This window comes from Peribacillus sp. NPDC076916, assembly GCF_050269675.1.
GTDB lineage: Bacteria > Bacillota > Bacilli > Bacillales > DSM-1321 > Peribacillus > Peribacillus aracenensis.
In genome coordinates this window covers 822,104-848,080 of sequence record NZ_JBNNIU010000001.1, presented here as the reverse complement: position 1 = coordinate 848,080, position 25,977 = coordinate 822,104, and the positions used below count along the sequence as shown (strand labels likewise).

Below are 25,977 nucleotides of genomic sequence, written 5' to 3'. Positions count from 1 at the left end.
ACAAGTGGTTATGTAATTCAGCAATTACTTTAAGATTCAGTTGAATGTACTTGAGACCGATCATAAATCCAATTACTTTAAGGACCTTATTATAAAGGAATAATTTTGGAAAGCATGGTGATGAACATATGAATAATTTGCAGCGAAAGATGGGAACGTTTTCGTTAACGATGGTAGGACTCGGGTCTATTATTGGCTCAGGTTGGTTATTCGGTGCTTGGAGAGCGGCGCAAATCGCAGGACCCGCTGCCATTATCTCTTGGATTATCGGGATGGTCGTTATTTTATTTATCGCACTTTCTTACAGTGAATTAGGGTCTATGTTTCCTGAAGCTGGGGGAATGGTAAAATATACGCAATACTCTCATGGTTCTTTTTTAGGGTTTCTTGCAGGTTGGGCAAACTGGATTGCAATCGTTTCCGTAATTCCAGTTGAAGCGATCGCTTCTGTTCAATATATGAGCTCATGGCCATGGGAATGGGCACGGTGGACTCGTGGATTAGTAGAAAACGGAAGTCTTACTGGGGGAGGCCTGGCAATTGCTTCTGCCTTACTGATCGTGTACTTTTTATTAAATTACTGGACAGTTAGTTTGTTTTCGAAAGCTAATTCATTCATTACAGTCTTTAAGGTTATTATACCTGGACTTACGATTGGGTCACTTTTATTTGCAGGGTTTCATGGATCCAATTTTACCTCTGCAGGAAGTATCGCTCCAAATGGTTGGGCAAGTGTACTTACAGCTGTAGCAACTTCTGGTATCATCTTTGCATTTAACGGTTTTCAAAGTCCAATTAATATGGCAGGTGAGGCAAAGAATCCTGGACGTTCGATCCCAATTGCCGTAATTGGATCCATTTTAATTGCAACGGTCATCTACGTTTTATTACAGGTTGCGTTTATAGGAGCCGTGGATCCGTCCATGATCGTGAACGGATGGCAACATTTGAATTTCAATTCACCGTTTGCTGACTTAGCAATTGTTCTAGGCATAAACTGGTTAGTCATTTTACTATATGTCGATGCATTTATTTCTCCATCCGGGACAGGAATAACTTACACGGCGACAACGTCACGAATGCTTTATGGAATGGAAAAGAATAAATATTTGCCAAGCGTTTTTGGAAAACTGCATCCACTTTATGGAATCCCTCGTCAAGCCATGTTTTTGAATTTAGGGGTATCTTTCTTATTTTTATTCATGTTTAGGGGCTGGGGCGTTTTGGCAGAGGTTATTTCGGTTGCGACATTAGTTTCTTATATTACAGGTCCAGTCACAGTTATGACATTAAGGCGCACAGGTCAGAATTTGTACAGACCATTACGTCTAAAAGGATTAAGCATCATCGCACCACTTGGTTTTGTTTTCGCTTCCTTGGTTCTATATTGGGCAAGATGGCCGCTGACAGGACAAGTATTATTTATCATTATGATTGGTCTTCCCATTTATTTCTATTATCAATCAAAAATGAAATGGAAGGGATTCCGTCAAAACTTTTCGGCTGGGCTTTGGATGGTTGTTTACTTACTCTGTATGATGACCGTTTCATACTTAGGCAGTGAAAAGTTTGGAGGACTAAACATAATCCCATTTGGTTGGGATATGGTCATCATTACATGTTTAGCCTTAGGGTTTTATAGTTGGGCAATAAAGAGTGGATTCCAAACAGAATATTTGGAACAAGGACAAAAAGTAAATGAAGACTTGAGATCGATGGAGAACGACGTTGCATCCCAAACTGATAAAAAGAACGCTGTATAAATGATGAATCCACTTCATTGGTTAGCATGTTCCAATAAGCTATTACATTCGTAGAATGACATCGAAAGTGCTTATTTCTATTTATATTGATGAGGACACAAAAAAGGGGGACGGCAAATTTAATTTGCCGTCCCCCTTTTTGGAATGTAAGTAAAGGCTGTTATTCTTTTATTTCACACCTGGTTTATCTTCATATCCGGCAGTGAAGATAGCAGCTAAAAATGTAATAGCAACTCCAACGATAACAACTGTGCCCATGTTATGACCTCCCTTTACCCATAATGTCCCACTTAAGTATAGGCTTAGTATACCCTAATTTTTAGCAGGAGTGCACACAAATTTTCTTGTCAGCATATTAATCATCAATTCTCAATGATTAAGCCTTTTTCGATACATGGAGAGTCAAGGGGGATTCGAAACATTGCCCGGCCACTTTTTAAAGTCTGACATGTTTGTCAGACTTGGAGCATAGATTTAAGTATTCTCTGAAAGTGACAGGGGGAGGTTCCTTAATGGATATTTTAAAGAAAATCGAAAAATTTAGAGAAGATGAACAGAAGCTGAAGTGGGAAGGCACCTTCGCAGAGTACTTAGAAATATTGAAAGAAACGCCTTTAGTTGCTCAATCTGCTCATTCACGTGTATACAACATGATCAGAGATGCAGGGATAGAGGAAGTAAATGGGACAAAGAAATACAATTTTTTCAGCGGTCAGTTGTTTGGACTAGAGGATTCACTGGAAAGGCTCATCGAGGAATATTTCCATCCAGCGGCAAAGCGGCTCGATGTCCGTAAGCGGATATTGCTTCTCATGGGTCCGGTGTCAGGTGGGAAGTCCACACTCGTTTCTTTACTGAAGCGTGGACTTGAAAATTATTCATTAAAAGACTCTGGCGCGATTTATGCAATAAAAGGATGCCCGATGCATGAAGATCCACTGCATCTCATTCCGCAGTATTTACGGAATGATTTTTTTGAAGAATATGGCATCCGGATTGAAGGAAACCTATCGCCGCTGAATGTAATGAGGTTAGAACAGGAGTATGGAAGCAGGATTGAAGATGTGATGGTCGAGCGTATTTTCCTTTCAGAGGATAAGCGTGTTGGAATTGGAACATTCAGTCCTTCAGACCCTAAGTCACAGGATATTGCTGATTTGACGGGCAGCATCGATTTTTCGACCATTGCCGAATACGGATCGGAATCGGATCCGCGTGCCTATCGCTTTGATGGTGAGCTGAACAAGGCGAACCGCGGGATGATGGAGTTCCAGGAGATGCTGAAATGTGATGAGAAGTTCTTATGGCATTTGCTATCATTGACACAAGAGGGGAATTTTAAAGCTGGCCGTTTTGCATTAATCAGTGCAGATGAACTCATTGTGGCTCATACGAATGAAACGGAGTATAAAGCGTTCATTTCCAACAAGAAAAATGAAGCATTGCATTCCCGTATCATTGTCATGCCTATTCCATATAATCTTAAGGTTACCGAGGAAGAAAAGATTTATGAAAAAATGATCCGTGAAAGTGATGTCTCGGATGTTCATATAGCCCCGCATACATTAAGGGTGGCGGCAATCTTCAGCATCATGACCCGCCTGAAGGATCCCAAAAAGGGCGATATCGATTTAGTGAAAAAGATGAGGCTTTATGATGGGGAAAATGTCGAAGGATTTAATTCCGCAGACATCAATGAATTGAAAAAAGAATACCAGGATGAAGGCATGAGCGGAATCGATCCGCGTTACGTGATTAACCGAATTTCCTCTACGATCATTCGGAAGGAAAATCCGTCCATTAATGCATTGGATGTACTTATGTCATTAAAGGCAGGTCTTGACCAGCATCCGTCCATTACGAACGAACTTCGGGAGAGGTATTTGAATTTCATTTCACTGGCACGTAAAGAGTACGATGCCATTGCAAAAAATGAAGTGCAAAAGGCATTTGTTTATTCGTACGAAGAGTCGGCGAAGATCCTCATGGATAACTATCTTGATAATGTCGAAGCATACTGCAATAAATCAAGGCTGCGCGATCCATTGACTGGGGAGGAAATCAACCCTGATGAAAAATTGATGCGCTCGATAGAAGAGCAAATTGGAATATCCGAGAATGCGAAAAAAGCATTCCGCGAAGAAATATTGATTCGCATTTCTGCATATGCGCGTAAAGGGAAGAGATTCGATTATAATTCCCATGATCGTTTACGGGAAGCGATCCAGAAAAAACTATTTGCGGATTTGAAGGATGTCGTTAAGATCACTACCTCAACTAAGACACCAGACGAAAGGCAACTGAAGAAAGTGAACGAGGTCATCACGAGACTTATCGATGAGCACGGATATAATTCGACTTCAGCCAATGATTTGCTGCGCTATGTGGGCAGCTTGTTAAATCGGTAATCCATAATTTTTTGCCCCTGCCCCATATCGGGCAGGGGTTTATCCCCTTTTGCGGAAGGCGAGAGGGAATCCAACCAATTCCTCTGAATTACATTGAAATCAGCACCTTTTGAAAGTGTTAAAGGGTCCTTCGACAAGGAATGAGAAATAATGAGCCAAACAAAGCACCGGGCCCTACGGTATGAAGTGGAGCCCGGTGCTTTTGATTTCTATTTAGTTACATTCAACCCATACTGCTCAATCAGTGTAATAAGTTGATTCGGTGATAGCTTGTCTTCGCTATGATCGATTTTAATTTCCCCATCATCAACATCGATGATTGCACGTTCCACACCTTCCGTTTTCAAAAGTATGGACTCCAGATTTAAAATCGGACCTTCTGACGTTGCTTCCTTTACATAAAGTGTAGTTGTTTGCATACTTCCTGCACCTCCTTAGATTTGTTCATGATGTTTTATCTATACCCGATATTTCCATAAGATATGTTACGTTTTGGATTTGGAAATATTGGGTATCAATAAGTAGGGGTGATGTTAAATGAGTAAAGAGGAATTGAAAAAAGAACATGTTCCGGAAAACAGCTCCATGGCCAAGGATTATGAAGAGATGAAAGAACTGGGGAAGCAGATGGAAAATCAAAGGACGAATGAAGAATTGAAAGAGTGGAATAAACGCCCAGGTACAGTTCAACATGAAATTGAGGAAGATAAAGATTGACGAATATCACATCCAGAATCATTCTATCTGTTTAAAAGGGGTGTCCAGAAAAACTACTGAGGCACCTTTTTTGTTGTATTTCATTGCTTTTGATGTCATTGGAGGTTTCTGTTTTGCAGATCAATTACGTGGCTAATAAGTCAAAAAGATATTTTAAGTTATCCTATAATCCGACAAATAAAACCTGCTTTAAAAAAGAACAGACCTGATAATCATCAAGTCTGTTCTTTTTCTTGAAATACTTATTTTACAGTAACATTTAGAAAACAACCTTATAGGGCCCATAATGCCCTTGCCAGGACTTGTCTAGTCCGTAGGCAAACGTCCATTATTGAATTTTGTTGTAAATTATCCTGCATCGCTGCATAAGATAGAGTAATACTTTTCTTTTAATCCGTTTTTTCGCACTGTATTTTTCATTGGAAAACCGGAATGATGTGGGCATTCCCACACTAACTTATTATATGAAGGAATGATGAAAAGCGTGCAAACATTTTTAAGGGGGGAAGAGAATGTCGGAAGAGAGTAATCAACAGTATGTTATCTCACAGGAAAATTGGTCCCTCCATCGGAAAGGTTTTGATGATCAACAACGTCATCAGGAAAAGGTGCAGGAAGCGATCAAGAATAATTTGCCTGATCTAATTTCAGAAGAAAGCATCGTAATGTCCAATGGCCGGGATGTTATCAAGATTCCCATTCGCTCCTTGGATGAATACAAAATTCGTTATAACTATGATAAAAACAAACATGTAGGGCAAGGCGATGGAGACAGTAAAGTGGGGGATGTGGTCGCAAGGGATGGCTCACCGTCCGATACAGGAGCCGGTAAGGGCCAAGGTGCGGGTGACAAGGCAGGTGAGGATTATTATGAAGCCGAAGTGTCGATGATGGAATTGGAGGAAGCCCTGTTCAGTCAATTGGAACTCCCTAATCTTCAGAGGAAAGAACATGCGGAGCACACGCTTGAACACATCGAATTCAACGATATCCGCAAGACAGGCCTAATGGGAAACATCGATAAAAAGAAAACGATGATATCGGCTTTCAAACGGAACGCCTTAACGGGGAACCCGGGTTTTCATCCTATTTATAAGGAAGACTTTAAATTCAAAACCTGGAATGAGATTCAGAAACCTGATTCTAAAGCAGTTGTACTGGCAATGATGGATACTTCCGGAAGTATGGGGTTATGGGAAAAATATATGGCTCGAAGCTTTTTCTTTTGGATGAACCGTTTCTTGCGGACGAAATATGAAACGGTGGAAATCGAGTTCATTGCCCATCATACAGAAGCGAAAGTAGTTCCGGAAGAGGATTTCTTTTCAAAAGGGGAAAGCGGCGGTACGATTTGTTCGTCCGTATACCGAAAAGCATTAGAACTTATTGATCATAAATATGACCCCATGAAGTTTAATATCTATCCGTTTCACTTTTCCGATGGTGATAACCTAACATCAGATAACGTCCGATGCGTTAAGCTTGTTGAAGAACTCATGAAGGTTTCCAATATGTTCGGGTATGGAGAAGTCAATCAATACAATCGTCACTCGACATTGATGACAGCTTATAAAAATATCGATAATGAAAAATTCAGGTACTATATCCTTAAGCAAAAGGCTGACGTTTTCCACGCAATGAAGAGCTTTTTTAAAGACGAGGAAAGTAAGAAGTATGCATAAAAAGGGAAACGTGGTAAGTGAAATTTTCAGATCAAAATAATTGTAGGTTAAAAAGGCGTACGATTCACATTGTACGTCTTTTTTCTAATCTTCCTTTTGGCAATGTCAGGGTGACGGATAAGACCAGATGAAAAGGCTGTTGCTCAACAGAAGCAACGGCCTTTTCAAATCTCCTTTATTTATATCATCCGTTTGAAGTTTTATATTCACAATATTTATAAAGTTGAACAGAACCAAAGAAAGACAAAAAACAACCATACCCTTATATTTAGTATGGTTGTTTTACAAAATTTCATGACTGGTTTTATTGAGTAGTTACATATTCATTATTTCCTGCACGCATTCCAACAATGAAAATAAGTGCCGATATTGCGGCCAACATCAATAAGGGAACTGTCCAGCTGTGTGTAATGTCATGTAGCAATCCGAATAATACAGGTCCAATGGCAGCTAAGAGGTACCCGAATGATTGAGCCATTCCTGATAATTCCGTCGCCTCATAGGTGCTTTGTGTTCGAAGACTAAAGAACATCATGGATAAACTGAATATGGTTCCGACCCCAATTCCAATCAATATCATGCATACTGGTATGAATAGAGTGCTTCCATATAATATGCCGAATATCCCTGTGATAAGGAAGACGACAGGCGGGACCACTAACAGACGCTGACTTTGTAGGCGTCCAGCTAAAATTGGCACAAGGAATGTTATAGGAATGACGGCAAGCTGCATGATGGATAGCATCCAACCAGCCTCATCAGCGTTCAGCCCTTTTTGCTCCAGGATTTCCGGCATCCAGGTAATTACTGTATAGAAGATAAACGATTGCAATCCCATGAAGAATGTTATTTGCCAGGCTAACCCAGAACGCCATAAGTTAATCTTTTTATCCTTTTGTGCCGTTTGCACATCCTTACCTGACTTGAATGGCCGTCTTAATTGCGGCATCCATAAGAAGGCTGTAATAAGTGATAAGATTCCCCAACATCCAAGGGCACCAGCCCATCCCAATCCCGATGAAGAAGCAAGGGGAATGCTGATCCCGGAACCTATTGCGCCACATAAATTCATGGAAACAGCATAGGTTCCTGTCATCAAACCGATATTCCTGGCAAAGTTATGCTTGATCAGACTGGGTAACAATACATTGCCGATTGCAATGGCTAACCCGATTAAAATGGTCCCTATGAACAATGTTGGCACTCCGCCAACTGAGCGTAACCCGATCCCGATTGTTAATAATATCAAGGAAAGGAAAAGTGTAAGTTCCATTCCAAAACGCCGTGCTATCCTAGGTGCAAATGGTGATAATAAAGCGAAAGAAAGCAAAGGCAATGTCGTTAATGAACCTGATAATGTATTGGATATCCCCAGGTTATCACGGATCGAAGTGACAAGGGGGCCAACAGATGTTAAGGGAGCCCTCAGGTTTGCCCCAAGAAGAATGATCCCGATGATGAGTAGTCCAACCTTGGGTTTAATATCCATTTTTGTTTGTTCTAGTTGATTTGCTGCTTGGTTAATGCCCATATTCTCCTCCTTACTTACTCTAAAGATTTTTTGAATTGTGCAATGTATTCATTCACTGTTTCGATTGCCCGGTTCGCATCTTGTTCGATGATGGCAGCTACAAGATTGCAATGAATGCTCAAATGAAAGTTCACATCAGAACTCATCTCCACTATCTGGTGGATGGATTCATGCAGGGGGTGTTCCATATGTTCGTACAAATCAATCAATAAATCATTATGTGATGAAGCCATAATCGATTTATGTAACTGTATATCGGCTTCTTCGTAAGCCTTGATATCCTTTGCCCTGGCAGCTTTACTGCATGCTGATATATGATATCGCAATCGTTCTATATCTTCTTGATTACGTCTTAATGCCGCTAACTGAGCTCCCTCTCTTTCGAGGGCATGACGGACCTCTAACGTTTCTAATATACTTGACTGCTGGATCCTTCTTTCAAAAGCAGCCCCCAAGGCACTTGATGACCTTACGAATGTTCCTTTTCCTTGTTTCGTTACTAAAAGGCCCGCATAAACAAGTGATCGTACAGCTTCTCTTAATGTATTTCTGCTTACATCGAACTGTTGGATCAAATCCATTTCAGGGGGGATTTGATTTCCAATTTTCCATTCACCTGATTCGATTAACGATTCGATTTGGGAAACGACTTGTTCTACAAGTGATAAGCGATTTGTTTTAGATATGGTCAATTTTACACCTCGAATTTGTAGGATGATTGGTTCATTGGTTATTTTAACATATGTTTATTGAAGATGGTGCAAACGAAGTATTTTAAATCCAAATTTGTTTCCCTTTTATTCTTCAGAAAAAAGTTGCAGTTGATTTTAGAAATCAGCCCCCTTTCTGCCGACTGTCTGCCAAGCCTCATCAAAGCAAGCGGCTGTAGTGTCTCGGCTAGCCAGTAATTCTGCAGGCGTGTCGCAAATTTCTTCCATCCAATAAGCGTTTAGAAATTGCCGAAAAGGTGTATTCTTGGGAAGATATAATTTATAAATGGGACTTCTTTAAAAAGAAGCTCAATTTTATCAATGGAATACCTTTTTCTTCTTCTAACGACACAGGTTAGCAAAAGAAGGAGGAATTAAATTTAGTGAAGATTTAATCTTGTTAGGAATGGTATCTTGCCTAGAGGAATTATTAATGGAAAAACAGGATGGTTTATTTGAAGGAATATAAGTTTATGTTCCGAGGGGGATCAGTTGGTTGATGAAAAAACAGCGTAACATTATTTTTTACATTGGTACTTCAATTGATGGCTATATTGCGAATGATGATGGTACATTGGAGTGGTTAGAATCAACAGAAGTAGAAGGAGATTCAGGCTACAATGCACTTCTGGAAAGAATTGATACTGTCGTTATGGGAAAAGGAACTTATGATGTCATTCGTGGATTTGATATAAATTATCCTTATATTGATTATAAAAATTATGTATTTTCTAAATCTGTTAGTGGTTCTGATGAATATGCTTCATTTATTGATGAAGATGTCAAAACTTTCATTAAAAAGATAAAACAAAAGCCTGGTAAAGATATATGGTTAATTGGTGGAGGAAACTTAGCTCGTGAATTTTTTAAAGAAAATTTAATTGATGAATTCCAACTAGCTATTGCACCTATTATTTTAGGGAAAGGAATTTCCCTTTATGTGGGAGATGATATTGCGCTAAAATACACATTAACGAAAGTAGAAAAATTAGGTCAACTTGCTATGCTTCATTATATAAAAAAAAAGTTTTGATCATCTTTCCCTTTTCAACTACATTTATTACTGAAAACCGATCGATGTTTATATAACTAACGATGAGCTTTAGTATAATAAGTTAATAAAGATAAATAAAAGGAAGGGCACAGTTTAAATAACTGTGCCCTTTTTATTGTAATATACTAAAATCACCGAAAAAACTCGTATATAATAACTTGCATTTTTTAGATTAAATAGTTTGTGACAGGTAAAAGAACCGGTTACTTTCAAGGCCGGTTTTCTTTAATATAGGAAAAGCTAACAAGGCTATCCGTTCTCATCTAAAAAGAGAAGAGGGGCCGGCTGTAGGTTTTCTGTTTCTTGTATCGGTTCAATTTCGCTTATAAATTCCAAATAACCGGAATATACCTGCGAGGCCATCCCTAAATAGTGCAATTCAGTGTGGATGATTCCCTTCTGTGGTGAATGGTACATATACATATTTTCATCCCTCCTTTCTATAAAAAATAGGCCAGCCAGTTATAGGAGTTAATCGAACCATTATGAACGTTATTTTTATTTGAGCTCATTCTTAATACTTCAAATATTGGATGCTCCAGGTTCGAAGTCCTTGGATTTGACGAAGGATTTTTGTTTTGTTACGAGTATTTGTTTTATTAAATCAGGATTAAAAAATGTGATAAACATTTTGGAATGGTCGTAAACGGAATTTAGCGACTTCCCCATATTCCTTGGCCAATCGGTCAGAAAGCCGATGGTATCAGTTTGGAACTCCTTTGTATGTCCGTAAATCAGCCTTCCTTTTGGAACCTTTGGAGATGTGCGGAAGACATCATCAGCGTGGCTCAATGTAGTTTTCCCCTTTCTTTAAAATAATTACATATAATCATTCTATGAGGATAAGCTAAATCGGTTTGGACAAGTCATTAAAGAAAGGGCAAATAATTCTATGGAAAAAATAAAGTTTCATAAGTTAGCAAAAAAAAAACTCTGGATGAATAGAGCCAGAGTCTTTCATGAAAGCTTTGGATTAATGGTTTTCAAGTTCTTTCTTCATCGTCCCCATGTAGGAAACGATCATTTTTTTTATTAATGGGCCCGCCAAATTGTGCATTGATTTCCTTAACCACTTGATCTAAAAACTCATCGGATATTATTGGATTTTTAGTTTTTTTGTGCATGTGTTTTTCAACAACCCTTTCTGGAAATCGTTGTTAGGATCAATAATGAAGGATACGTTATCAACATAACCTCACTGATAATAAATTATTCTTCTATGGCGAACATTTTCACTCGCTTTTACATTTCACGGAAGCGTTTATTATAAACAGGTATATTTCGCTTAGAGATTATGGTAAGGGGATATGTTAGTGGATCATTTTACAACCAGAGGGGTGAACCCGATGTGGAAATGGCCCAATTACCTCTAGGTAATTGGGCGGAGGTATATTCATTTCATTAAGGGAACAACTGCCTTAAATATGTTATTAGCTGATCACGAAGTTCAGGTCGTTTCATGGCGAAATCTAATGAAGCTTGGAGGAAGCCGAATTTATCGCCGACGTCATATCGATTTCCTTTGATGATATACGAGTATATTGGTTCCCTTTCTAACAGAAGGTCTAAAGCTTCGGTAAGCTGGATCTCCCCATTCCGATCGGGCTGTGCGGTTTCAAGGATTTTAAAAATCGCAGGTGATAAAATATATCGTCCAATAATCGCCTGTGTTGATGGTGCATCCTCCACTTTTGGCTTCTCCACCAAGTTTCTTACCAGAAATATATCCTCATATCGTTCTTGGAAATTTACAATCCCATACTTGGATACATCTGCAGGTGATACATCCTTACATCCGATAATGCTCGTACGAACCTTGTTATACCGTTCCATTAACTGCTTCAAAGCTGGAACCGGGCTATCCACGATATCATCCCCTAACAAGACGGCAAAAGGTTCGTCTCCGATAAAAGTTTTGGCACATAAAACTGCATGCCCCAGGCCTAAAGGTTCCTTTTGTCTTACATAGTGGATATCCACCATGTTGGAAATGTTCTCCACGATTTTAAGCAGATCATTTTGACCTTTCATTTGCAGAAGCATTTCAAGTTCAATGGATTTATCGAAATGATCTTCGATTGCACGTTTGTTTTTCCCAGTAACGATGATAATATCTGTAATCCCTGATTGTACCGCTTCCTCGATAATATATTGAATGGTCGGCTTATCGACAATCGGCAGCATTTCCTTTGGTTGAGCTTTCGTCGCAGGTAAAAATCGTGTTCCTAAACCGGCTGCTGGAATCACCGCTTTCTTTATCATAGCCCAGCCCCTTTTTAAGGTTCTTTAATATGTTTTTTGTTCTACCCTTCATTTTATGTGGTCATTGGTTGACCTATTTCAAAATGTGTTAAAATAAATCCCTGAAATAGAATAGATTTACCTTTGAAGCAAATATTATGGATATATGAATTGAGTCAAGAGGTGTATATTTTGCCAATTGAAAATCAAGAGAGAGTTCAAATCCTTTTTGCCTTACTCGTCATTGTTTTATATCTTTCTCCTTTATTCATCCTTGGGGAAAATGCGCATATTCGCGTACATGATAATTTGGATTCCAACCTTGCCTGGTATAAAGTCCTTTCAGAGAGCGGTGAGTTATTCGGTGCAATAGACGCCAAAATTCCCCAGATTATGAATGGGCTGCCCCGAAATGCTTTTGGCAGTGAGTTCAGTATTATCGTGTGGCTTCATTCACTCTTTCCGACAATGGTTGCATATGCAATGAGCCAGGCATTAACAAGGTTTATTGCATTCTTTGGTATGTATATCCTATTAAAGAAACATTTGATTACAGGATCCCGATCAGGCTGGATTAGGGTTGGAACATCCTTAGCCTTTGCCCTTACCCCATTCTGGCCATCGGGAATGCTCAGTACACTTGGAATGCCGCTTGCACTTTGGGCTTTTTTGAATATTCGCGGCAAGGACCATTCTTGGAAGAATTATTTGGTCCTTACACTTTTACCGCTTTATTCAAGCATCGTACTTGGCTTTTTCTTTTTCCTTGTTGCAATGGGGTTTCTTTGGCTAACGGATTTGATCAGGAAAAAAGGATGGAATATAACGTTTCTTCTTTCAATCGTGTATATGACGGTCATTTTTGGAATGGTGGAGTATCGTTTGGTCGCTTCATTCATTTTTGATTCGGAGCCAAACAGCAGAGATGAATATTTTCACGCAAGGCTGCCCCTCGAGTGGGTCATTAAACTTACATTCAAAAACTTTGTTCTTGGCCATACGCATGTCATGACTGTACATGCGCTTATCATCCTGCCAATTACCATTTTTGCCTTTTATATTATTCTGACCAAAAAACTGTGGAGACAGGAAAAGGTATATGTTTTTTTATTTTGCTTGAATTTTATCCTCTCAGCGTGGTACGCATTTTGGTTTTATAAAGGCTGGGTTCCTTTAACGGAAAGGTTTCACACCCTGGATACCTTTAATTTTGCCAGATTTCACTTCTTAAGGCCGATGGTCATTTACGTGGGGTTTGCCCTCGCGATAAAGATCATTTGGGAACACAGCGATTATGCTAAGAAAACCCTTTCTATTTTCATCGCCGTTCAAATTATGGTCTTGATGGGATTCAATGAAGAAATCACTCATAATAAAAAACCTTCTTTTAAAGAGTTCTATTCAGAAAGCCTTTTTCGGGAAATAAAAGATCATATTGACCTTCCGCAAGAAGAATATCGTGTTGCCAGCATTGGACTGCATCCCGCAATTGCACAATTTAATGGATTTTACACGTTAGATAGCTATAACAATTTCTATCCACTTACTTATAAACATCAATTTCGTCAAATAATTGAAAACGAATTGGCTAAGAATAAAAACATCAGAATCTACTTTGATGAATGGGGAGGACGTTGTTACCTATTTGCCGATGAGCTTGGGAAGCATTATATGTTCAAGAAAAGCTCGAGGAAAGAGCTGGAAAATTTAGACCTTAATATGGATGCGTTTAAAGGATTAGGTGGCAAGTATATATTTTCTGCCATACCAATCAACAACGCGGAGGAAAACGGATTGGTACTAGATAGGATTTTCACAAAAAAAGGAAGCGTATGGAAAATTTATTTATACAGAGTCATGTGAAAAGGGGGGAATAGAGTGAATTCACCGATACTGACGATTGTTGTACCTTGTTATAACGAAGAAAGCGTATTGCAGGATACCATTTCCCAGCTTTGTGGATTGGTGAGGGGGTTAGTTGAAGAAAACGTTGTTTCTGGTCAAAGTAAAATTCTATTGGTTGACGATGGAAGTAAAGATCAAACTTGGAAGATCATTTATAAGGAAACGATAAATAATGAATTTGTTCGTGGGCTAAAGCTTTCCCGGAATGCAGGACATCAAAATGCACTTCTGGCAGGATTGTTTACAGCTAAAGAAGCCTCGGATTGTGTGATCTCCATTGATGCAGATTTACAAGATGATATTCAAGTCATCCCTGAATTCATCCGGAAATTCAATGAAGGGTGTGAAATTGTATACGGTGTCCGCCAGAAAAGGGACCTTGATTCATTTTTTAAACGAACATCTGCAACTGGTTTTTATAAAATGATGAACAAGATGGGGGTTAACCTTGTCTATAATCATGCGGATTTCCGGCTAATGAGTAAAAGGGCGATCGCGGAGTTGGAACGTTTTGATGAAACGAATCTTTTTTTACGGGGAATCGTACCGCTCATTGGGTTTAAGACGGACTCTGTTTATTATGATCGAAAAGAAAGATTGGCTGGGGAAACGAAATATCCATTTAAGAAGATGGTTGCTTTTGCGCTTGATGGCATTACTTCCTTTTCAGTTACACCGATTCGGCTTGTTTTATGGCTAGGATGTCTTTCGTTTTTCATTAGCTTACTCTTTGGGTCTTACTTTTTATGGTTAAAGTTTTATGGGCAGACCGAGACTGGATGGACTTCATTAATCACCTCCATATGGTTGATCGGTGGCTTACAGCTGATTGCAGTCGGCTTGATTGGGGAATATATCGGTAAAATCTATAATGAATCCAAACGCCGGCCTAAATATATAGTTGATCTGGACCTATTTAATCCGCTCGATTTAAAAAAACGGGAGCAACTAGACAATGAACGGAACAGTATTGAAAAACTATCTAAAACACACTAACTCCTTTATCCGCTTTTTATTGGTTGGGATAGTCAATACAGCGCTTGGACTTTCCCTCATGCTTTTTCTCATGAATGTTCTTGAATTATCTTACTGGGTCTCCACCTTTATCGGTAATGGTACGGGAGCTGTAACGAGTTTTCTTTTGAACAGGACTTTTACCTTTAAAAGTGATATAGAATGGCGAAGGGGAGTTGCACGTTTCTTTTGCGTCATCCTGATCTGTTATTCCGCCGCATATTCTTTAGGCCAAGCTATTGCCGAATCAATGGAAGGATCCGTTCATTTACCCATACAACAAAATGTGGCTGTGATGATAGGAGCCATTTTTTACACAGTTCTCAACTATATTGGCCAGAAATACTTTGTCTTTAAAAAAAGCAATTTAAGACCAATTCAAGAAGGCAGGAACTAATTAGGATGGAGCAGTGGGATAATGCCCCCGGTTGGATGGGAATTAAAGTGGAATCGAAAGCGAAAATCAATGCAAGTATAACGACTCAAGCTGGGGGCAGATCTGTTTCACTTCATCCTTCACACTCTCCAAGTGGCAATCATTTATTCCTTTTCTGACCATCTTTTGTTCATTCACTCCTTGTTTTTTTTCTTTTTGGACGCTCCATTCCTCCCTTCGAACCATGTGTTTGCATGACTTATGTAATATACGTCAAGAATAAAACCTCGCATACAAAAAATAATTATATTTCCGAGCAAAATTTTCATTTACTTTTCCATTTCACGGGAGTATGATAATCAACAGTTTCATATTTCTAAATCGCTTAAACCTTATGGTGCGGGGGACCCGGTATTGGGATTGTTACGACAATCCAAGGGGTGAATCCTTTCAAGGTAGGGCTACTCTTAGGTCCGAATCCGACAGCTAACCTCGTAAGCGTTATATGAGAAGGAAGGTGGAGCTTGTTAGACAAAAAAATTGATGTCTACAGGTCTATTTAGTTATGACTTGTAGGCATTTTTCTATTTCTTCTTGTATTTTGCTACAGCAGGGTAGCATAAAATTATAAATTTAATATGGTGGTGAATACTTGATGTTATCTTCTATAAAGAGATTCTTGATTGGGAGACCTTTAAAATCAAATGCACTTGGTGAACAAAAGCTTAACAAAACAAAGGCTTTGGCGATATTATCTTCTGATGCTTTGTCTTCGGTTGCTTATGGACCTGAGCAAATATTGATCGTTCTGATCACTGTCGGTGCTGCAGCATTCTGGTATTCCCTCCCTATCGCAATCGGAGTATTGATCCTGTTAACCGCCTTGATCTTGTCCTATAGACAGATCATTTTCGCTTATCCGCATGGCGGGGGGGCATATGTGGTTTCAAAAAATAATTTGGGAGTCAATCCAGGGCTGATAGCTGGAGGATCCTTATTGGTGGATTATATATTAACTGTGGCTGTTAGTGTTTCTGCAGGTACGGATGCAATCACGTCCGCTTTTCCCGGCCTGCATTCATATAATGTCATCATAGCCATCATTTTCGTCATTCTGCTTACAATCCTGAACTTGCGGGGGGTTACGGAGTCGGCCTCTGTTTTGGCCTATCCGGTGTACCTATTCGTTTTAGCATTGTTCATCTTGATTGGTGTCGGGATTTACAAGATTTTGACAGGGGGAGTTTCACCTGAATTGCACACGCCCATCGGGACTCCGGTAGCGGGCATCAGTTTATTCATACTGCTAAGGGCATTTGCGTCAGGAAGCTCCGCATTGACAGGAGTCGAAGCTATTTCCAATGCAATCCCGAACTTTAAAGATCCGGCCCCGAATAATGCGGCGAAAACTTTAATAGCGATGGGTTCCTTATTAGCTGTATTATTTTCGGGAATCGTATTCTTAGCCTATTCTTTAAGCATTGTCCCTAGCGCAGAGGTAACGGTCGTCTCCCAGGTTGCTGAAGAGATCTTTGGACGGAATTTCATGTATTTCTTCATTCAAGGTACGACTGCTTTGATCTTGATACTTGCGGCCAATACTGGCTATTCGGCCTTCCCTCTGCTTGCGGTAAATCTAGCGAAGGATAAATTCATACCGAGGGCGTTTACGATCAGAGGGGACCGGTTAGGGTATTCCAATGGAATAATCATACTGGGACTTGCCTCGATCATCTTAATAGTCTCATTTGAAGGACATACAGAAAATCTCATTCCGCTTTATGCTGTAGGGGTATTCATTCCATTTACTCTGTCCCAGACCGGGATGATTGTTAAATGGATCCGCGAAAAGCCAAAAGGCTGGATGTTGAAATTAACCATTAATTCAATTGGTGCCATTATTAGCTTTATCGTCACGATGATATTCTTCTTGACCAAGTTTACTCAGGTTTGGCCTGTTTTGATTTTTATACCTATTATCCTGTTAGTTTTTCATCGAATCAGAAAGCATTATGAAGCAGTTGGTGACCAACTAAGGATTACAACATGTGAGCCGATCTTGCCAATTGAAGGAAATATCATTATCGTACCTGTGGCCGGGATAACTCATGTGGTCGAGAACTCTTTAAATTATGCAAAATCTCTTTCAGCGCATCAAGTCATTGCCGTTTATGTTGCTTTTGAAAGAGAAGATGAAAAGAAATTCGAAGAAAAATGGAAAAAGTGGCAGCCGGATGTCCGACTGGTTACACTGAATTCTTATTACAGAAGTATCATTCAGCCATTAACAAAATTCGTGGATACGGTTGAACATAAGGCGAGTGAATCCAATTATAAAGTTACGGTGATCATCCCCCAATTCATTCCGAAGAAGGGCTGGCACAATATTCTTCATAACCAATCAAGTTTACTGATCCGTGCCTACTTACTTTATAGAAGGAATGTGGTTGTTACGACTGTGCCATATCATTTGAAGAAGTAAGTTCCAGTATCTAAGAAATATAGAAGCCCAGACTGCAGGCAAACTTGAACTGCCTCGTAAATGTTAGACACCAAACTAACATTTACGGGGTGTTTTTTTTTATGGCTTGTACAATTTGGGGCGTTTATTTCAGCTCCTTTCCGCAGCCGGTCCTGAAGCCCTCTCGGCTTTGCGCCTTCGTGGGTCTCCCTTATGGACGCGCTTTTCCCGCAGGAGTCTTGCACACCCACTCCAATCAACTTGGTTATAGCATTTAGTTAGAAACCAAATCTGGGGATTTGAAGGTGTTGCTTCGGGGCAGTTGGTTCCTTCATTTGATGAAAGAGTCGTTTTCCGAACTCCTTATGTCTACTAACTGATAGGAAGCCTAAATATGGTTTTCTTTTTTTTATAATCTTATAAATAAAAAGACAGTCCCTACAGATGCTTTTCTTCAACTAACTCCCCCGGTAGTTGAAGAAAAACATTAATTAAAAACTCATTAAATCCACAATAACGATTATTGCTAATGAAACCCATACAAGAAAAAGGATTGCAGTAAGATGAGGGAATAGGCATAATGATTTAAATTTTTTCAGTCAAAAGGATTTTGGAAATACTTGTCGAAAATTTATAAAAACAACGCTCATGTTGATAATATCCAGGCATGGGAAGAATGATGAACGGCTCTCCGGAAACGCGAAGAAATGTGGATGACCTTCTCGGCTGTACTCAAGGCAAACGATTACTTTAATAAATCCCTAATTGCAAGCCAGGCTTAGTGAAAGCATGAAAGTCATTGTATCAATGTTGCGAAATTATCACTGCTTGCAAAAGTTTCAAAGGTAAAGGGACTGGGTGACAATGCAATATAAAAGGAGCGTGATGGTAGTTGAACATCATTCAGAATTTCAATACCTTCGACTATTTTCCATTCCAGCCGGAATTTGAGATTCTATCGGATTACTATATAGAATATAAACAAAGAAATTCTGACCATTCAACTACATTATTCTATCAATTTAAAATCAATCGGGATTTAATGAATCCAATGTCCGTCATTCCCGATGGGTGCATCGACATATTATTTTATTGCGATCCCGATAGCCCCTCCGCAGATGTATGCGGGAGTGTCCTCAAGTACAAAACGATAAACTTTCAGGCTAATTGTGAATATTTCGGTGTGAGGTTTTTGCCTAAGCAGGAAACCCAGCATTTTAAATATTCCATGAAGGAGGTAATCAATTGCCAAATCCCCTTAGCCGATATGGTGAAAATTGGACCTGCCATTATGGAAAGGTTAATAAATGAACGGGATTTTCGTAGAAGAATAAAGCTATTCAAAGAAGAAATAGGGATTAATATTTTTGCGTGTAATGAGTTGCCTGCCATTATAGAATATTCCTTGGACAAAATATATTCTTCTAAAGGAAATGTAAATATGAATCAATTAGCCGCTGAGACCGGATACTCTACAAGGTACTTGCGAAAGCAATTCGATGCCCATGTAGGAATGCCGCCCAAATTATTCAGCCAAATAGTGAGGTTCCAAAACTCCCTGCATATGTTATTGAACAAACGGGCTTTTACGGTTTGGGATGTGATTAATGAGAATGGATATTTTGATCAATCACATTTAATTAATGAATTTAAAAAATTTGGTTATATGACTCCTAATGAATTCATCGATGCCGTTTCAGGAAATTGTCAAACCCAATATAATGTTATTGATATATAGTGATTACATTGGAAAGATCCCGTTCATACGAGATCTTTTTTTGTTTGGTTTTAATCCATAGCTTAAATATTCTGAATGTTCCGCTTTTTACAATAAAAAAATAATGCGTAGCCTTATTCTTTTAATAGATATACGATGGTTGTTTTTGAGATTTCCACTAGAAAGGGGAAACGATGGATGGGGAAAAAATATCAATTGTTCATTGATGGGCGATGGGTTGATTCATTATCTGGAAGAACATTTGAATCACTTAATCCTGCAACAGATGAAGTGAATGCTGTAGTTGCCGAGGCTGGTCCGGAAGATGTTGATTTAGCGGTAAAAGCTGCACGGAGGGCGTTTGAATCTGGCCCATGGGCTGGAATGGCGCCGGGGGATAGGGGAAGGTTACTGAATAAAGTGGCACAGGCACTGTGGGAGAAAGCTGATATGCTGGCCGAAGTCGAATCACAAGATAACGGGCTGCCAATCAATGAGACAAAATTCATTGCGATGCCAGCCATGATAGACGTACTCGAATTTTATGCGGGGTTAGCAAATAAAGTCCAGGGAAGTACCCTTGCTTCTCCTAATAACCGGTTCAATTATACCTTGAAGGAGCCAATCGGTGTCATAGGAGCCATAGTGCCTTGGAACTTTCCTCTTATGCTGACGATGTGGAAGCTAGCCCCTGCTTTAGCGGCAGGCAATACGATCGTGATCAAACCAGCTGAGCAAACTCCTGTAAGCATTCTGGAAATGGTTAAAATCTTTCAAGAAGTCGGAATTCCAGATGGAGTCATCAATGTTATTCCGGGATACGGGAAGATAGCGGGGGATGCCCTCTCATCACATCCGGACGTCGATAAAATCGCTTTTACGGGTTCAACGAATACTGGCCGCCTAATCATGCAGGCAGCAAGTAAGAACTTAAAACCAATCAGCCTTGAATTAGGGGGAAAATCACCAAATATCGTTTTTGATGATGCTTCCATTGAGAATGCAGTGAATGGATCCATGTTTGGTATCTTCTTCGCCCAAGGCCAAGTATGCGCCTCTGGTACAAGACTTTTTGTGCAGGAAAGCATATATGATCGATTCATGGATTCATTCGTGAAGAAAGCACAATCCATCCGTGTAGGGAATCCTTTAGATCAAACGACCCAAATGGGACCGCAAGTTTCTTTACAGCAACTGAACAAAATTCAACAGTACGTAGCGGCCGGACTGGAACAGGGAGCTAATCTTGTCATGGGCGGCGAAAGAAACACGGTGGCAGGAAAAGGCTATTTTTTCACGCCCACCGTTTTTGAGAATGTCACCAATGATATGACAATTGCCCGGGAAGAAATTTTTGGGCCGGTTTTGTCGGTCATCAAGTTCAAAGATGAAGAGGATGCATTGAACAAGGCAAATGACAGCTTGTATGGGTTGGCTTCAGGTTTATGGACCAATGATTTAAAACGGGCGCACCGTATGGTAAGGGGGTTAAAAGCGGGGACGGTGTATGTGAACACGTTTAGCATGCTTGATAGCACAGCCCCTTTTGGCGGCAGGAAGCAAAGCGGTTTTGGAAGGGAACTGGGCATCCAAGCGATGGATTTGTATACGGAAACAAAAAATGTGTGGATTGATTTGAATGAGCAAGGCTTGAACTGGTATGGAGTTTAAGGGCAGGGATTTGATCAGCTCTTCTCACGGGTACTGGCTTAAGTTGGATTTCCTGCTATCCGCTTGATAAATCCGTATGAATGGGGTGGGTTTACTGAATATTGGCTATCTCTTCATCATATTGAATATGATTGTTTTAGGTCTTTCAATCCCGGCCGGCAGTGTAGCAATGGCAACCATTCCCGTATGGCTGTTTACGGCCATGACGCTTGGCATCGCTTGTATGATCTTACTGCCAGCAGCGAAAATATACGAAAGAATCAAGTGGAAAGGGCTAGGATATAAAACGTACTTCGGGATATTCATGCAATCCCTTTTTACCGTTACATTATATACGGTCTTCCTTTTATATGGTTTGAAATACTCTAGTGTGATAGCGGCTGGAATCATAAATAGTATGGTGCCAGCCGTAACGCTGGTTCTTTCCTTCATATTATTGGGAGAAAGATTGAACATCCGTAAGGGCATAGCCATCATGCTAGCTGTTTCAGCTGTTCTGGTAATGGAGCTCGCAGGTGCGAGTACTGAGGGGGAATCCAGTGCATTAGGGATTGCTTTCATGATATTGGCAGTTGTGTCATTGGGCTTGTTTTTTGTATATGCAAAGAAATTCGCAGTGGATGTGCCACCGGTGACAATGGCCGCAGGACTGTGCTTAATGGGTTTTCTAACTACGCTGCCGATGGCCATTCATGAGGCGATATCCTTTGATTGGGGAAAAATGACGCTTGGTTTATGGGGGGCTGTCATAGCCTATACCTTGCTTGGGTGGGTATTTGCTTATATTTTCACGTACTTAGGAATTTCAAAGGTTCCAGCAAGCACCATCGGGATGGCAACGGCAATCATCCCGATTACTGCAATGCTATATGCCGTGTTATTCCTGGGGGATAAATTACGAAAGGTCGATATCATTGCGACTGTTTTATTAATACTATCGATATTCATTGCAGAATCAAAAGAAAGTGTAAAGGAAGGAAAAGAGTCCATTCCAGTTATCGGGAAAGATGATGCGGTAGGCAAATGAAATTTGCACTTTATACACGAGTCACTTCGAGGGAAAGTTTACTTAATAGATAGAATGATATTTTAACTATAAGGGAGAGGTTAATATGGAAAAAACGTCTAGTATGAAAGTGACGAGGGAAAATCACCCGCTTGATCCATTAACGGCCGAAGAACTTAAACTGACGGTCCAGATTTTAAAACGTGATAAAGGATTGGATGACCATTACCGCTTTGCTAACATCAGCTTACTGGAACCTGCAAAATCCATTGTTCTGGGTTATCGGGAAGAAAAACGAATCAATAGAGAAGCATTCTGTATCATTCTTCATAATAAAGAGGGAAAAACATATGAGGCTGTAGTTTCCTTAACGGAAGGCAGCATAAGGTCATGGAAACTTATTCCTGGAGTGCAGCCATCCATAATGGCTGATGAATTCATGGAGTGTCAGGAAGTCATGAAAAGCCACCCTGAGATGATGAAAGCCTTTGCCAAAAGAGGGCTTACGAATATGGATGATATCATGGTCGATCCATGGTCAGCAGGGAATTTTGGAATCGAAGAGGAAGTGGATGTACGAATCGTCAGGGCTTTATGTTATTACCGTACATCATTATATGATAATGGGTATGCTCGTCCCATTTCAGGATTATATGTCCTTGTAGACTTAAATAAGATGGAAGTCCTCAAGATTGTGGATAAAGGTGTCATACCATTTCCGCCGCTTGATGGAAATTATACACCTGATCAAGTAGGTAACATGAGGCAGGATGTTAAACCTTTGGAAATAGTCCAACCAAAAGGACCAAGTTTCACGACGGAAGGCCATGTGATAGATTGGCAAAAATGGAATATCCGTTTTGGTTTCAACTCCCGTGAAGGTCTTGTCCTTCATACGGTCAGTTACAATGATGATGGAGTGCAGCGGCCAATCCTGTATAGAGCTTCTTTATCCGAGATGGTGGTGCCTTATGGAGATCCAACAGATCCGGTGAACAGGAACAATGCATTCGATGCAGGGGAATACGGCATTGGCATGTTGGCGAACTCACTAGAACTCGGGTGTGACTGTCTAGGTGAGATAAAGTACTTTGACGCGAATCTGGTGGATAGTAAAGGGAATGTAATTCATATTAAAAATGCAATTTGTTTACATGAGGAGGATTTTGGAATCGGGTGGAAACATACGGATTGGAGGACAGGTCATGTTGAAGTTCGCCGTTCAAGAAGATTGGTCCTATCGAGCATTTCGACAGTTGGAAATTACGAATATGGATTTTATTGGTATTTCTTTCAGGATGGGACGATACAGTTTGAAGTGAAATTGACAGGCATATTGCATACACAAGCCATCGAACCTGACCGGAAGCACCCGCATGGCAATTTGGTTGCACCTCAATTATTTGCTGCACACCATCAGCATTTCTTTAATATGAGGCTTGATATGATGGTTGATGGAATTAAAAATTCAGTTTATGAAGTCAATACAAAAAGTATGGAAAAAGGACCGGACAACCCATATGGAAATGGCTTCTACCCGGTTTCGACTTTGCTTAAAAATGAATCCGAGGCGGTCCGGGACCTAGATTTGCGCACAGCGCGTTTCTGGAAAATCGTCAATCCATCAAAAACGAATATATTGGGGGAACCGGTTGGTTATAAATTGTTTGCCGGGGAGAACTGTTTCCCGTTCGCCCATGATGATTCGCCCTTATTAAAACGGGCTGGATTTTTAAAACATCATTTTTGGGTGACGCCATTCGATCCTGAAGAACAGTTTGCATCAGGGAGATACCCAAACCAACATGCAGGTGGGGATGGGTTGGAAGAGTGGGTTAAAGCCGAGCGCTCCATTGAAAATGAAGATGTGGTGGTCTGGTATAACATGGGCCACCATCATATAACCCGACCTGAAGATTGGCCAGTCATGCCTACCGCTTATATTAGCTTCATTTTGAAACCGACGGGCTTTTTCAATCGGAATCCAGCTCTTGACGTGCCTCCCTCAAAACCAAAGAATTCAGCTTGCCAGATGGGCGGTAATTCTTCCTGTCATTAAAAATAAATCGTTTCACTATTGCTCGTAAAGGGGGAAATGAATCGCATGCTGCTGCTGATCAGTTTTATGATAGTCATGGCATATACAGTTTACTTTTCTAAAAAAGCTCATCAGAAAAAAGAGCATATTGGTGTTAGCCTGGGAAAATGCATGGTCATGATGTTAAGCATGACCACAAGTTTAACCTTAAGTTTAATGCTGTCATTCCTTTTGCCCGGCAAGCTGGCGGTTTTAACCGTCCTGGCTATCGCATTATGTGCAGTGGCAGCAGCAATCATCGGAAGGCCTTTCGGTTTAACAGCGGTTATGGAATCTCTATCAACAACCCTGATGGGGGCAATGATGGGAGCCATGCTTGGGGTCATGCTGCCTCTTGATTCACAAACTTTCATGCTAGTTTCGATGGATCTGATCTACCTTGCCAGTATATTCTTTGTGACTTTTTATATAAAAAGAGAGGATGTAAAAGAACTAAAAAGTGGGAGGGGATTTGCACCTTTCTATCTGACACTCTTGTTCTCCATCATCATTATCGGAACGACGGCTGTTTGGGAAAGTGATTATTTCAAGGTCGGTGATGATTCGGAAATGGACATGCAACATCATCAACATGGTGGGTAGCTGCAATAATGTCACTATCATCAAAAAGGGCTGCATCTGCAGCCCTTTTTGTGTTGCGGAAACATTTCATAAAATTTCCAAGGGTCAATTCAAATAATGCGAACATATTAAAAGAAGACAAATTGAAATTTCCTGCTTAGTTTTGAACATACATATATGGGGGTTGCAAATGGATATATTATTAGCTCTCTTACCGGCATTATTCTGGGGAAGCATCGTTTTATTTAATGTGAAACTCGGGGGAGGACCCTATAGTCAAACACTAGGTACAACGATTGGCGCCTTGATTTTTTCAATTGGTGTTTATATTTTTGCAGATATTAAGTTGTCACTCCTGGTGTTTGGAGTCGGAGTCGTATCTGGATTGTTTTGGGCCGTTGGACAAGCTAATCAGCTTAAGAGCATTGATTTAATGGGAGTTTCCAAAACAATGCCAATATCAACAGGATTGCAGCTCATAGCAACCACTTTATTCGGGGTCATCGTTTTCAACGAATGGTCTACAAAGAAAGCGATTATTTTAGGCGTTTTGGCTTTAGTCTTCATCATTATAGGAATCGTCTTGACCTCCTTGGAAGATAAAGAATCGAAAGAGGGCAAGTCGGGAAACTTGAAGAAAGGAATCGTTATTCTCCTCATCTCGACATTCGGTTATTTGGTTTATGTGGTCGTGGCCCGTCTTTTTGATGTTGACGGGTGGTCAGCGTTGTTCCCTCAAGCGATAGGGATGGTGATAGGCGGTCTGTTATTGACTTTTAAACATAAACCGTTTAACAAATATACGATTCGCAATATCATTCCGGGATTGATATGGGCTGCAGGGAACATGTTTTTATTCATATCCCAGCCCCGTGTAGGCGTGGCTACTAGTTTTTCCCTTTCACAAATGGGCATAGTCATCTCAACTATTGGCGGGATCATCATTTTACGTGAAAAGAAAACGAAGCGCCAACTAATTGGAATTGTAATTGGAATTATCTTGATCATCATAGCTGGGATTATGCTCGGGGTGGCAAAAAGTTAATAATTGGAGGGTGATTA

General features: G+C 40.1%; 22 protein-coding genes and 1 riboswitch. Of the genes, 16 read left to right on the top strand and 6 right to left on the bottom strand.

Annotation, left to right across the window (positions count from 1 at the left end; all coding sequences use genetic code 11):
- Positions 1-128: 128 nt before the first annotated feature.
- Positions 129-1,763, top strand: a complete 1,635-nt coding sequence (locus ACQKFG_RS04215; RefSeq protein ID WP_427556487.1) for an APC family permease — start codon at positions 129-131, stop codon at positions 1,761-1,763.
- Between the two features lie 512 nt (positions 1,764-2,275).
- Entirely contained in the window at positions 2,276-4,171 is a 1,896-nt protein-coding gene (locus tag ACQKFG_RS04210; protein ID WP_192203436.1) for a PrkA family serine protein kinase, read from the top strand.
- 209 nt (positions 4,172-4,380) lie between these two features.
- On the opposite strand, the gene ACQKFG_RS04205 is transcribed toward ACQKFG_RS04210, so the two are convergent.
- On the bottom strand, positions 4,381-4,590 hold the full coding sequence (locus tag ACQKFG_RS04205; protein ID WP_063235974.1) for a hypothetical protein: 210 nt from the start codon (positions 4,588-4,590) through the stop codon (positions 4,381-4,383).
- A 118-nt stretch (positions 4,591-4,708) separates the two neighbouring features.
- On the opposite strand from ACQKFG_RS04205, the gene ACQKFG_RS04200 reads away from it, so the two are divergent.
- Positions 4,709-4,888: a hypothetical protein gene (locus tag ACQKFG_RS04200; RefSeq protein WP_427556483.1), complete on the top strand. Its 180-nt coding sequence runs from the start codon at positions 4,709-4,711 to the stop codon at positions 4,886-4,888.
- A 512-nt stretch (positions 4,889-5,400) separates the two neighbouring features.
- Entirely contained in the window at positions 5,401-6,570 is a 1,170-nt protein-coding gene (gene yhbH, locus ACQKFG_RS04195) for a sporulation protein YhbH (RefSeq protein WP_427556480.1), read from the top strand.
- Positions 6,571-6,874: 304 nt separating this feature from the next.
- Here yhbH and ACQKFG_RS04190 read toward each other — a convergent pair whose 3' ends face one another.
- Both ACQKFG_RS04190 and ACQKFG_RS04185 read right to left on the bottom strand, forming a co-directional pair.
- Positions 6,875-8,101, bottom strand: coding sequence for a CynX/NimT family MFS transporter (locus ACQKFG_RS04190; RefSeq protein WP_427556477.1), 1,227 nt, complete (start codon positions 8,099-8,101; stop codon positions 6,875-6,877).
- A gap of 14 nt (positions 8,102-8,115) precedes the next feature.
- Positions 8,116-8,793 carry a FadR/GntR family transcriptional regulator gene (locus tag ACQKFG_RS04185; RefSeq protein ID WP_427556474.1) on the bottom strand — a complete coding sequence of 226 codons (678 nt, stop codon included), beginning with the start codon at positions 8,791-8,793 and terminating at the stop codon, positions 8,116-8,118.
- A gap of 517 nt (positions 8,794-9,310) precedes the next feature.
- Here ACQKFG_RS04185 and ACQKFG_RS04180 point away from each other — a divergent pair.
- Positions 9,311-9,844: a dihydrofolate reductase family protein gene (locus ACQKFG_RS04180; RefSeq protein ID WP_427556758.1), complete on the top strand. Its 534-nt coding sequence runs from the start codon at positions 9,311-9,313 to the stop codon at positions 9,842-9,844.
- A 270-nt stretch (positions 9,845-10,114) separates the two neighbouring features.
- Here ACQKFG_RS04180 and ACQKFG_RS04175 read toward each other — a convergent pair whose 3' ends face one another.
- The 3 genes from ACQKFG_RS04175 to galU form a co-directional block, all read right to left on the bottom strand.
- The gene (locus tag ACQKFG_RS04175; RefSeq protein ID WP_342615149.1) at positions 10,115-10,288 is read right to left on the bottom strand and encodes a hypothetical protein; all 174 of its coding nucleotides are present in this window, start codon (positions 10,286-10,288) and stop codon (positions 10,115-10,117) included.
- A gap of 99 nt (positions 10,289-10,387) precedes the next feature.
- Entirely contained in the window at positions 10,388-10,657 is a 270-nt protein-coding gene (locus tag ACQKFG_RS04170) for a hypothetical protein (protein WP_427556471.1), read from the bottom strand.
- Positions 10,658-11,266: 609 nt separating this feature from the next.
- On the bottom strand, positions 11,267-12,127 hold the full coding sequence (gene galU, locus ACQKFG_RS04165) for a UTP--glucose-1-phosphate uridylyltransferase GalU (protein WP_192203444.1): 861 nt from the start codon (positions 12,125-12,127) through the stop codon (positions 11,267-11,269).
- Positions 12,128-12,304: 177 nt separating this feature from the next.
- On the opposite strand from galU, the gene ACQKFG_RS04160 reads away from it, so the two are divergent.
- The 11 genes from ACQKFG_RS04160 (at position 12,305) to ACQKFG_RS04110 (ending at position 25,960) form a co-directional block, all read left to right on the top strand.
- On the top strand, positions 12,305-13,969 hold the full coding sequence (locus ACQKFG_RS04160; RefSeq protein ID WP_427556755.1) for a DUF6044 family protein: 1,665 nt from the start codon (positions 12,305-12,307) through the stop codon (positions 13,967-13,969).
- A gap of 15 nt (positions 13,970-13,984) precedes the next feature.
- Positions 13,985-15,007 (top strand): glycosyltransferase family 2 protein, encoded by a 1,023-nt coding sequence (locus ACQKFG_RS04155; protein ID WP_076367686.1) that lies wholly within the window; start codon positions 13,985-13,987, stop codon positions 15,005-15,007.
- Positions 14,967-15,422, top strand: coding sequence for a GtrA family protein (locus ACQKFG_RS04150; protein ID WP_192203445.1), 456 nt, complete (start codon positions 14,967-14,969; stop codon positions 15,420-15,422). The genes ACQKFG_RS04155 and ACQKFG_RS04150 overlap by 41 nt, the downstream gene beginning before the upstream one ends.
- A 5-nt stretch (positions 15,423-15,427) precedes the next feature.
- On the top strand, positions 15,428-15,580 hold the full coding sequence (locus ACQKFG_RS04145) for a hypothetical protein (protein ID WP_349729184.1): 153 nt from the start codon (positions 15,428-15,430) through the stop codon (positions 15,578-15,580).
- 193 nt (positions 15,581-15,773) lie between these two features.
- Positions 15,774-15,918, top strand: a riboswitch (cyclic di-AMP (ydaO/yuaA leader).
- Between the two features lie 138 nt (positions 15,919-16,056).
- Positions 16,057-17,883: an APC family permease gene (locus ACQKFG_RS04140; RefSeq protein WP_427556465.1), complete on the top strand. Its 1,827-nt coding sequence runs from the start codon at positions 16,057-16,059 to the stop codon at positions 17,881-17,883.
- A gap of 871 nt (positions 17,884-18,754) precedes the next feature.
- Positions 18,755-19,600 (top strand): helix-turn-helix domain-containing protein, encoded by an 846-nt coding sequence (locus ACQKFG_RS04135; protein ID WP_427556462.1) that lies wholly within the window; start codon positions 18,755-18,757, stop codon positions 19,598-19,600.
- A gap of 177 nt (positions 19,601-19,777) precedes the next feature.
- Positions 19,778-21,250 carry an aldehyde dehydrogenase family protein gene (locus ACQKFG_RS04130; RefSeq protein WP_427556459.1) on the top strand — a complete coding sequence of 491 codons (1,473 nt, stop codon included), beginning with the start codon at positions 19,778-19,780 and terminating at the stop codon, positions 21,248-21,250.
- Positions 21,251-21,326: 76 nt separating this feature from the next.
- Positions 21,327-22,277 (top strand): DMT family transporter, encoded by a 951-nt coding sequence (locus ACQKFG_RS04125; RefSeq protein WP_369618832.1) that lies wholly within the window; start codon positions 21,327-21,329, stop codon positions 22,275-22,277.
- Positions 22,278-22,362: 85 nt separating this feature from the next.
- Entirely contained in the window at positions 22,363-24,315 is a 1,953-nt protein-coding gene (locus ACQKFG_RS04120) for a primary-amine oxidase (protein ID WP_427556456.1), read from the top strand.
- 36 nt (positions 24,316-24,351) lie between these two features.
- Positions 24,352-24,936 carry a hypothetical protein gene (locus ACQKFG_RS04115; protein ID WP_427556453.1) on the top strand — a complete coding sequence of 195 codons (585 nt, stop codon included), beginning with the start codon at positions 24,352-24,354 and terminating at the stop codon, positions 24,934-24,936.
- 169 nt (positions 24,937-25,105) lie between these two features.
- The gene (locus tag ACQKFG_RS04110; protein ID WP_427556450.1) at positions 25,106-25,960 is read left to right on the top strand and encodes a RhaT/GlcU family sugar-proton symporter; all 855 of its coding nucleotides are present in this window, start codon (positions 25,106-25,108) and stop codon (positions 25,958-25,960) included.
- Positions 25,961-25,977: the final 17 nt, after the last annotated feature.

Excerpts from the sequence above, each read along its gene's own strand:
- ACQKFG_RS04210 (WP_192203436.1), top strand. The coding sequence starts at position 2,276 with ATGGATATTTTAAAGAAAATCGAAAAATTTAGAGAAGATGAACAGAAG.
- ACQKFG_RS04140 (WP_427556465.1), top strand. The coding sequence starts at position 16,057 with ATGTTATCTTCTATAAAGAGATTCTTGATTGGGAGACCTTTAAAATCA.
- galU (WP_192203444.1), bottom strand. The coding sequence starts at position 12,127 with ATGATAAAGAAAGCGGTGATTCCAGCAGCCGGTTTAGGAACACGATTT.
- ACQKFG_RS04110 (WP_427556450.1), top strand. The coding sequence starts at position 25,106 with ATGGATATATTATTAGCTCTCTTACCGGCATTATTCTGGGGAAGCATC.
- ACQKFG_RS04115 (WP_427556453.1), top strand. The coding sequence starts at position 24,352 with ATGAATCGCATGCTGCTGCTGATCAGTTTTATGATAGTCATGGCATAT.
- ACQKFG_RS04125 (WP_369618832.1), top strand. The coding sequence starts at position 21,327 with ATGAATGGGGTGGGTTTACTGAATATTGGCTATCTCTTCATCATATTG.
- ACQKFG_RS04215 (WP_427556487.1), top strand. The coding sequence starts at position 129 with ATGAATAATTTGCAGCGAAAGATGGGAACGTTTTCGTTAACGATGGTA.
- ACQKFG_RS04130 (WP_427556459.1), top strand. The coding sequence starts at position 19,778 with ATGGGGAAAAAATATCAATTGTTCATTGATGGGCGATGGGTTGATTCA.
- ACQKFG_RS04175 (WP_342615149.1), bottom strand. The coding sequence starts at position 10,288 with ATGTATATGTACCATTCACCACAGAAGGGAATCATCCACACTGAATTG.
- ACQKFG_RS04200 (WP_427556483.1), top strand. The coding sequence starts at position 4,709 with ATGAGTAAAGAGGAATTGAAAAAAGAACATGTTCCGGAAAACAGCTCC.
- ACQKFG_RS04145 (WP_349729184.1), top strand. The coding sequence starts at position 15,428 with ATGGAGCAGTGGGATAATGCCCCCGGTTGGATGGGAATTAAAGTGGAA.
- ACQKFG_RS04120 (WP_427556456.1), top strand. The coding sequence starts at position 22,363 with ATGGAAAAAACGTCTAGTATGAAAGTGACGAGGGAAAATCACCCGCTT.
- yhbH (WP_427556480.1), top strand. The coding sequence starts at position 5,401 with ATGTCGGAAGAGAGTAATCAACAGTATGTTATCTCACAGGAAAATTGG.
- ACQKFG_RS04150 (WP_192203445.1), top strand. The coding sequence starts at position 14,967 with ATGAACGGAACAGTATTGAAAAACTATCTAAAACACACTAACTCCTTT.
- ACQKFG_RS04205 (WP_063235974.1), bottom strand. The coding sequence starts at position 4,590 with ATGCAAACAACTACACTTTATGTAAAGGAAGCAACGTCAGAAGGTCCG.
- ACQKFG_RS04180 (WP_427556758.1), top strand. The coding sequence starts at position 9,311 with ATGAAAAAACAGCGTAACATTATTTTTTACATTGGTACTTCAATTGAT.
- ACQKFG_RS04190 (WP_427556477.1), bottom strand. The coding sequence starts at position 8,101 with ATGGGCATTAACCAAGCAGCAAATCAACTAGAACAAACAAAAATGGAT.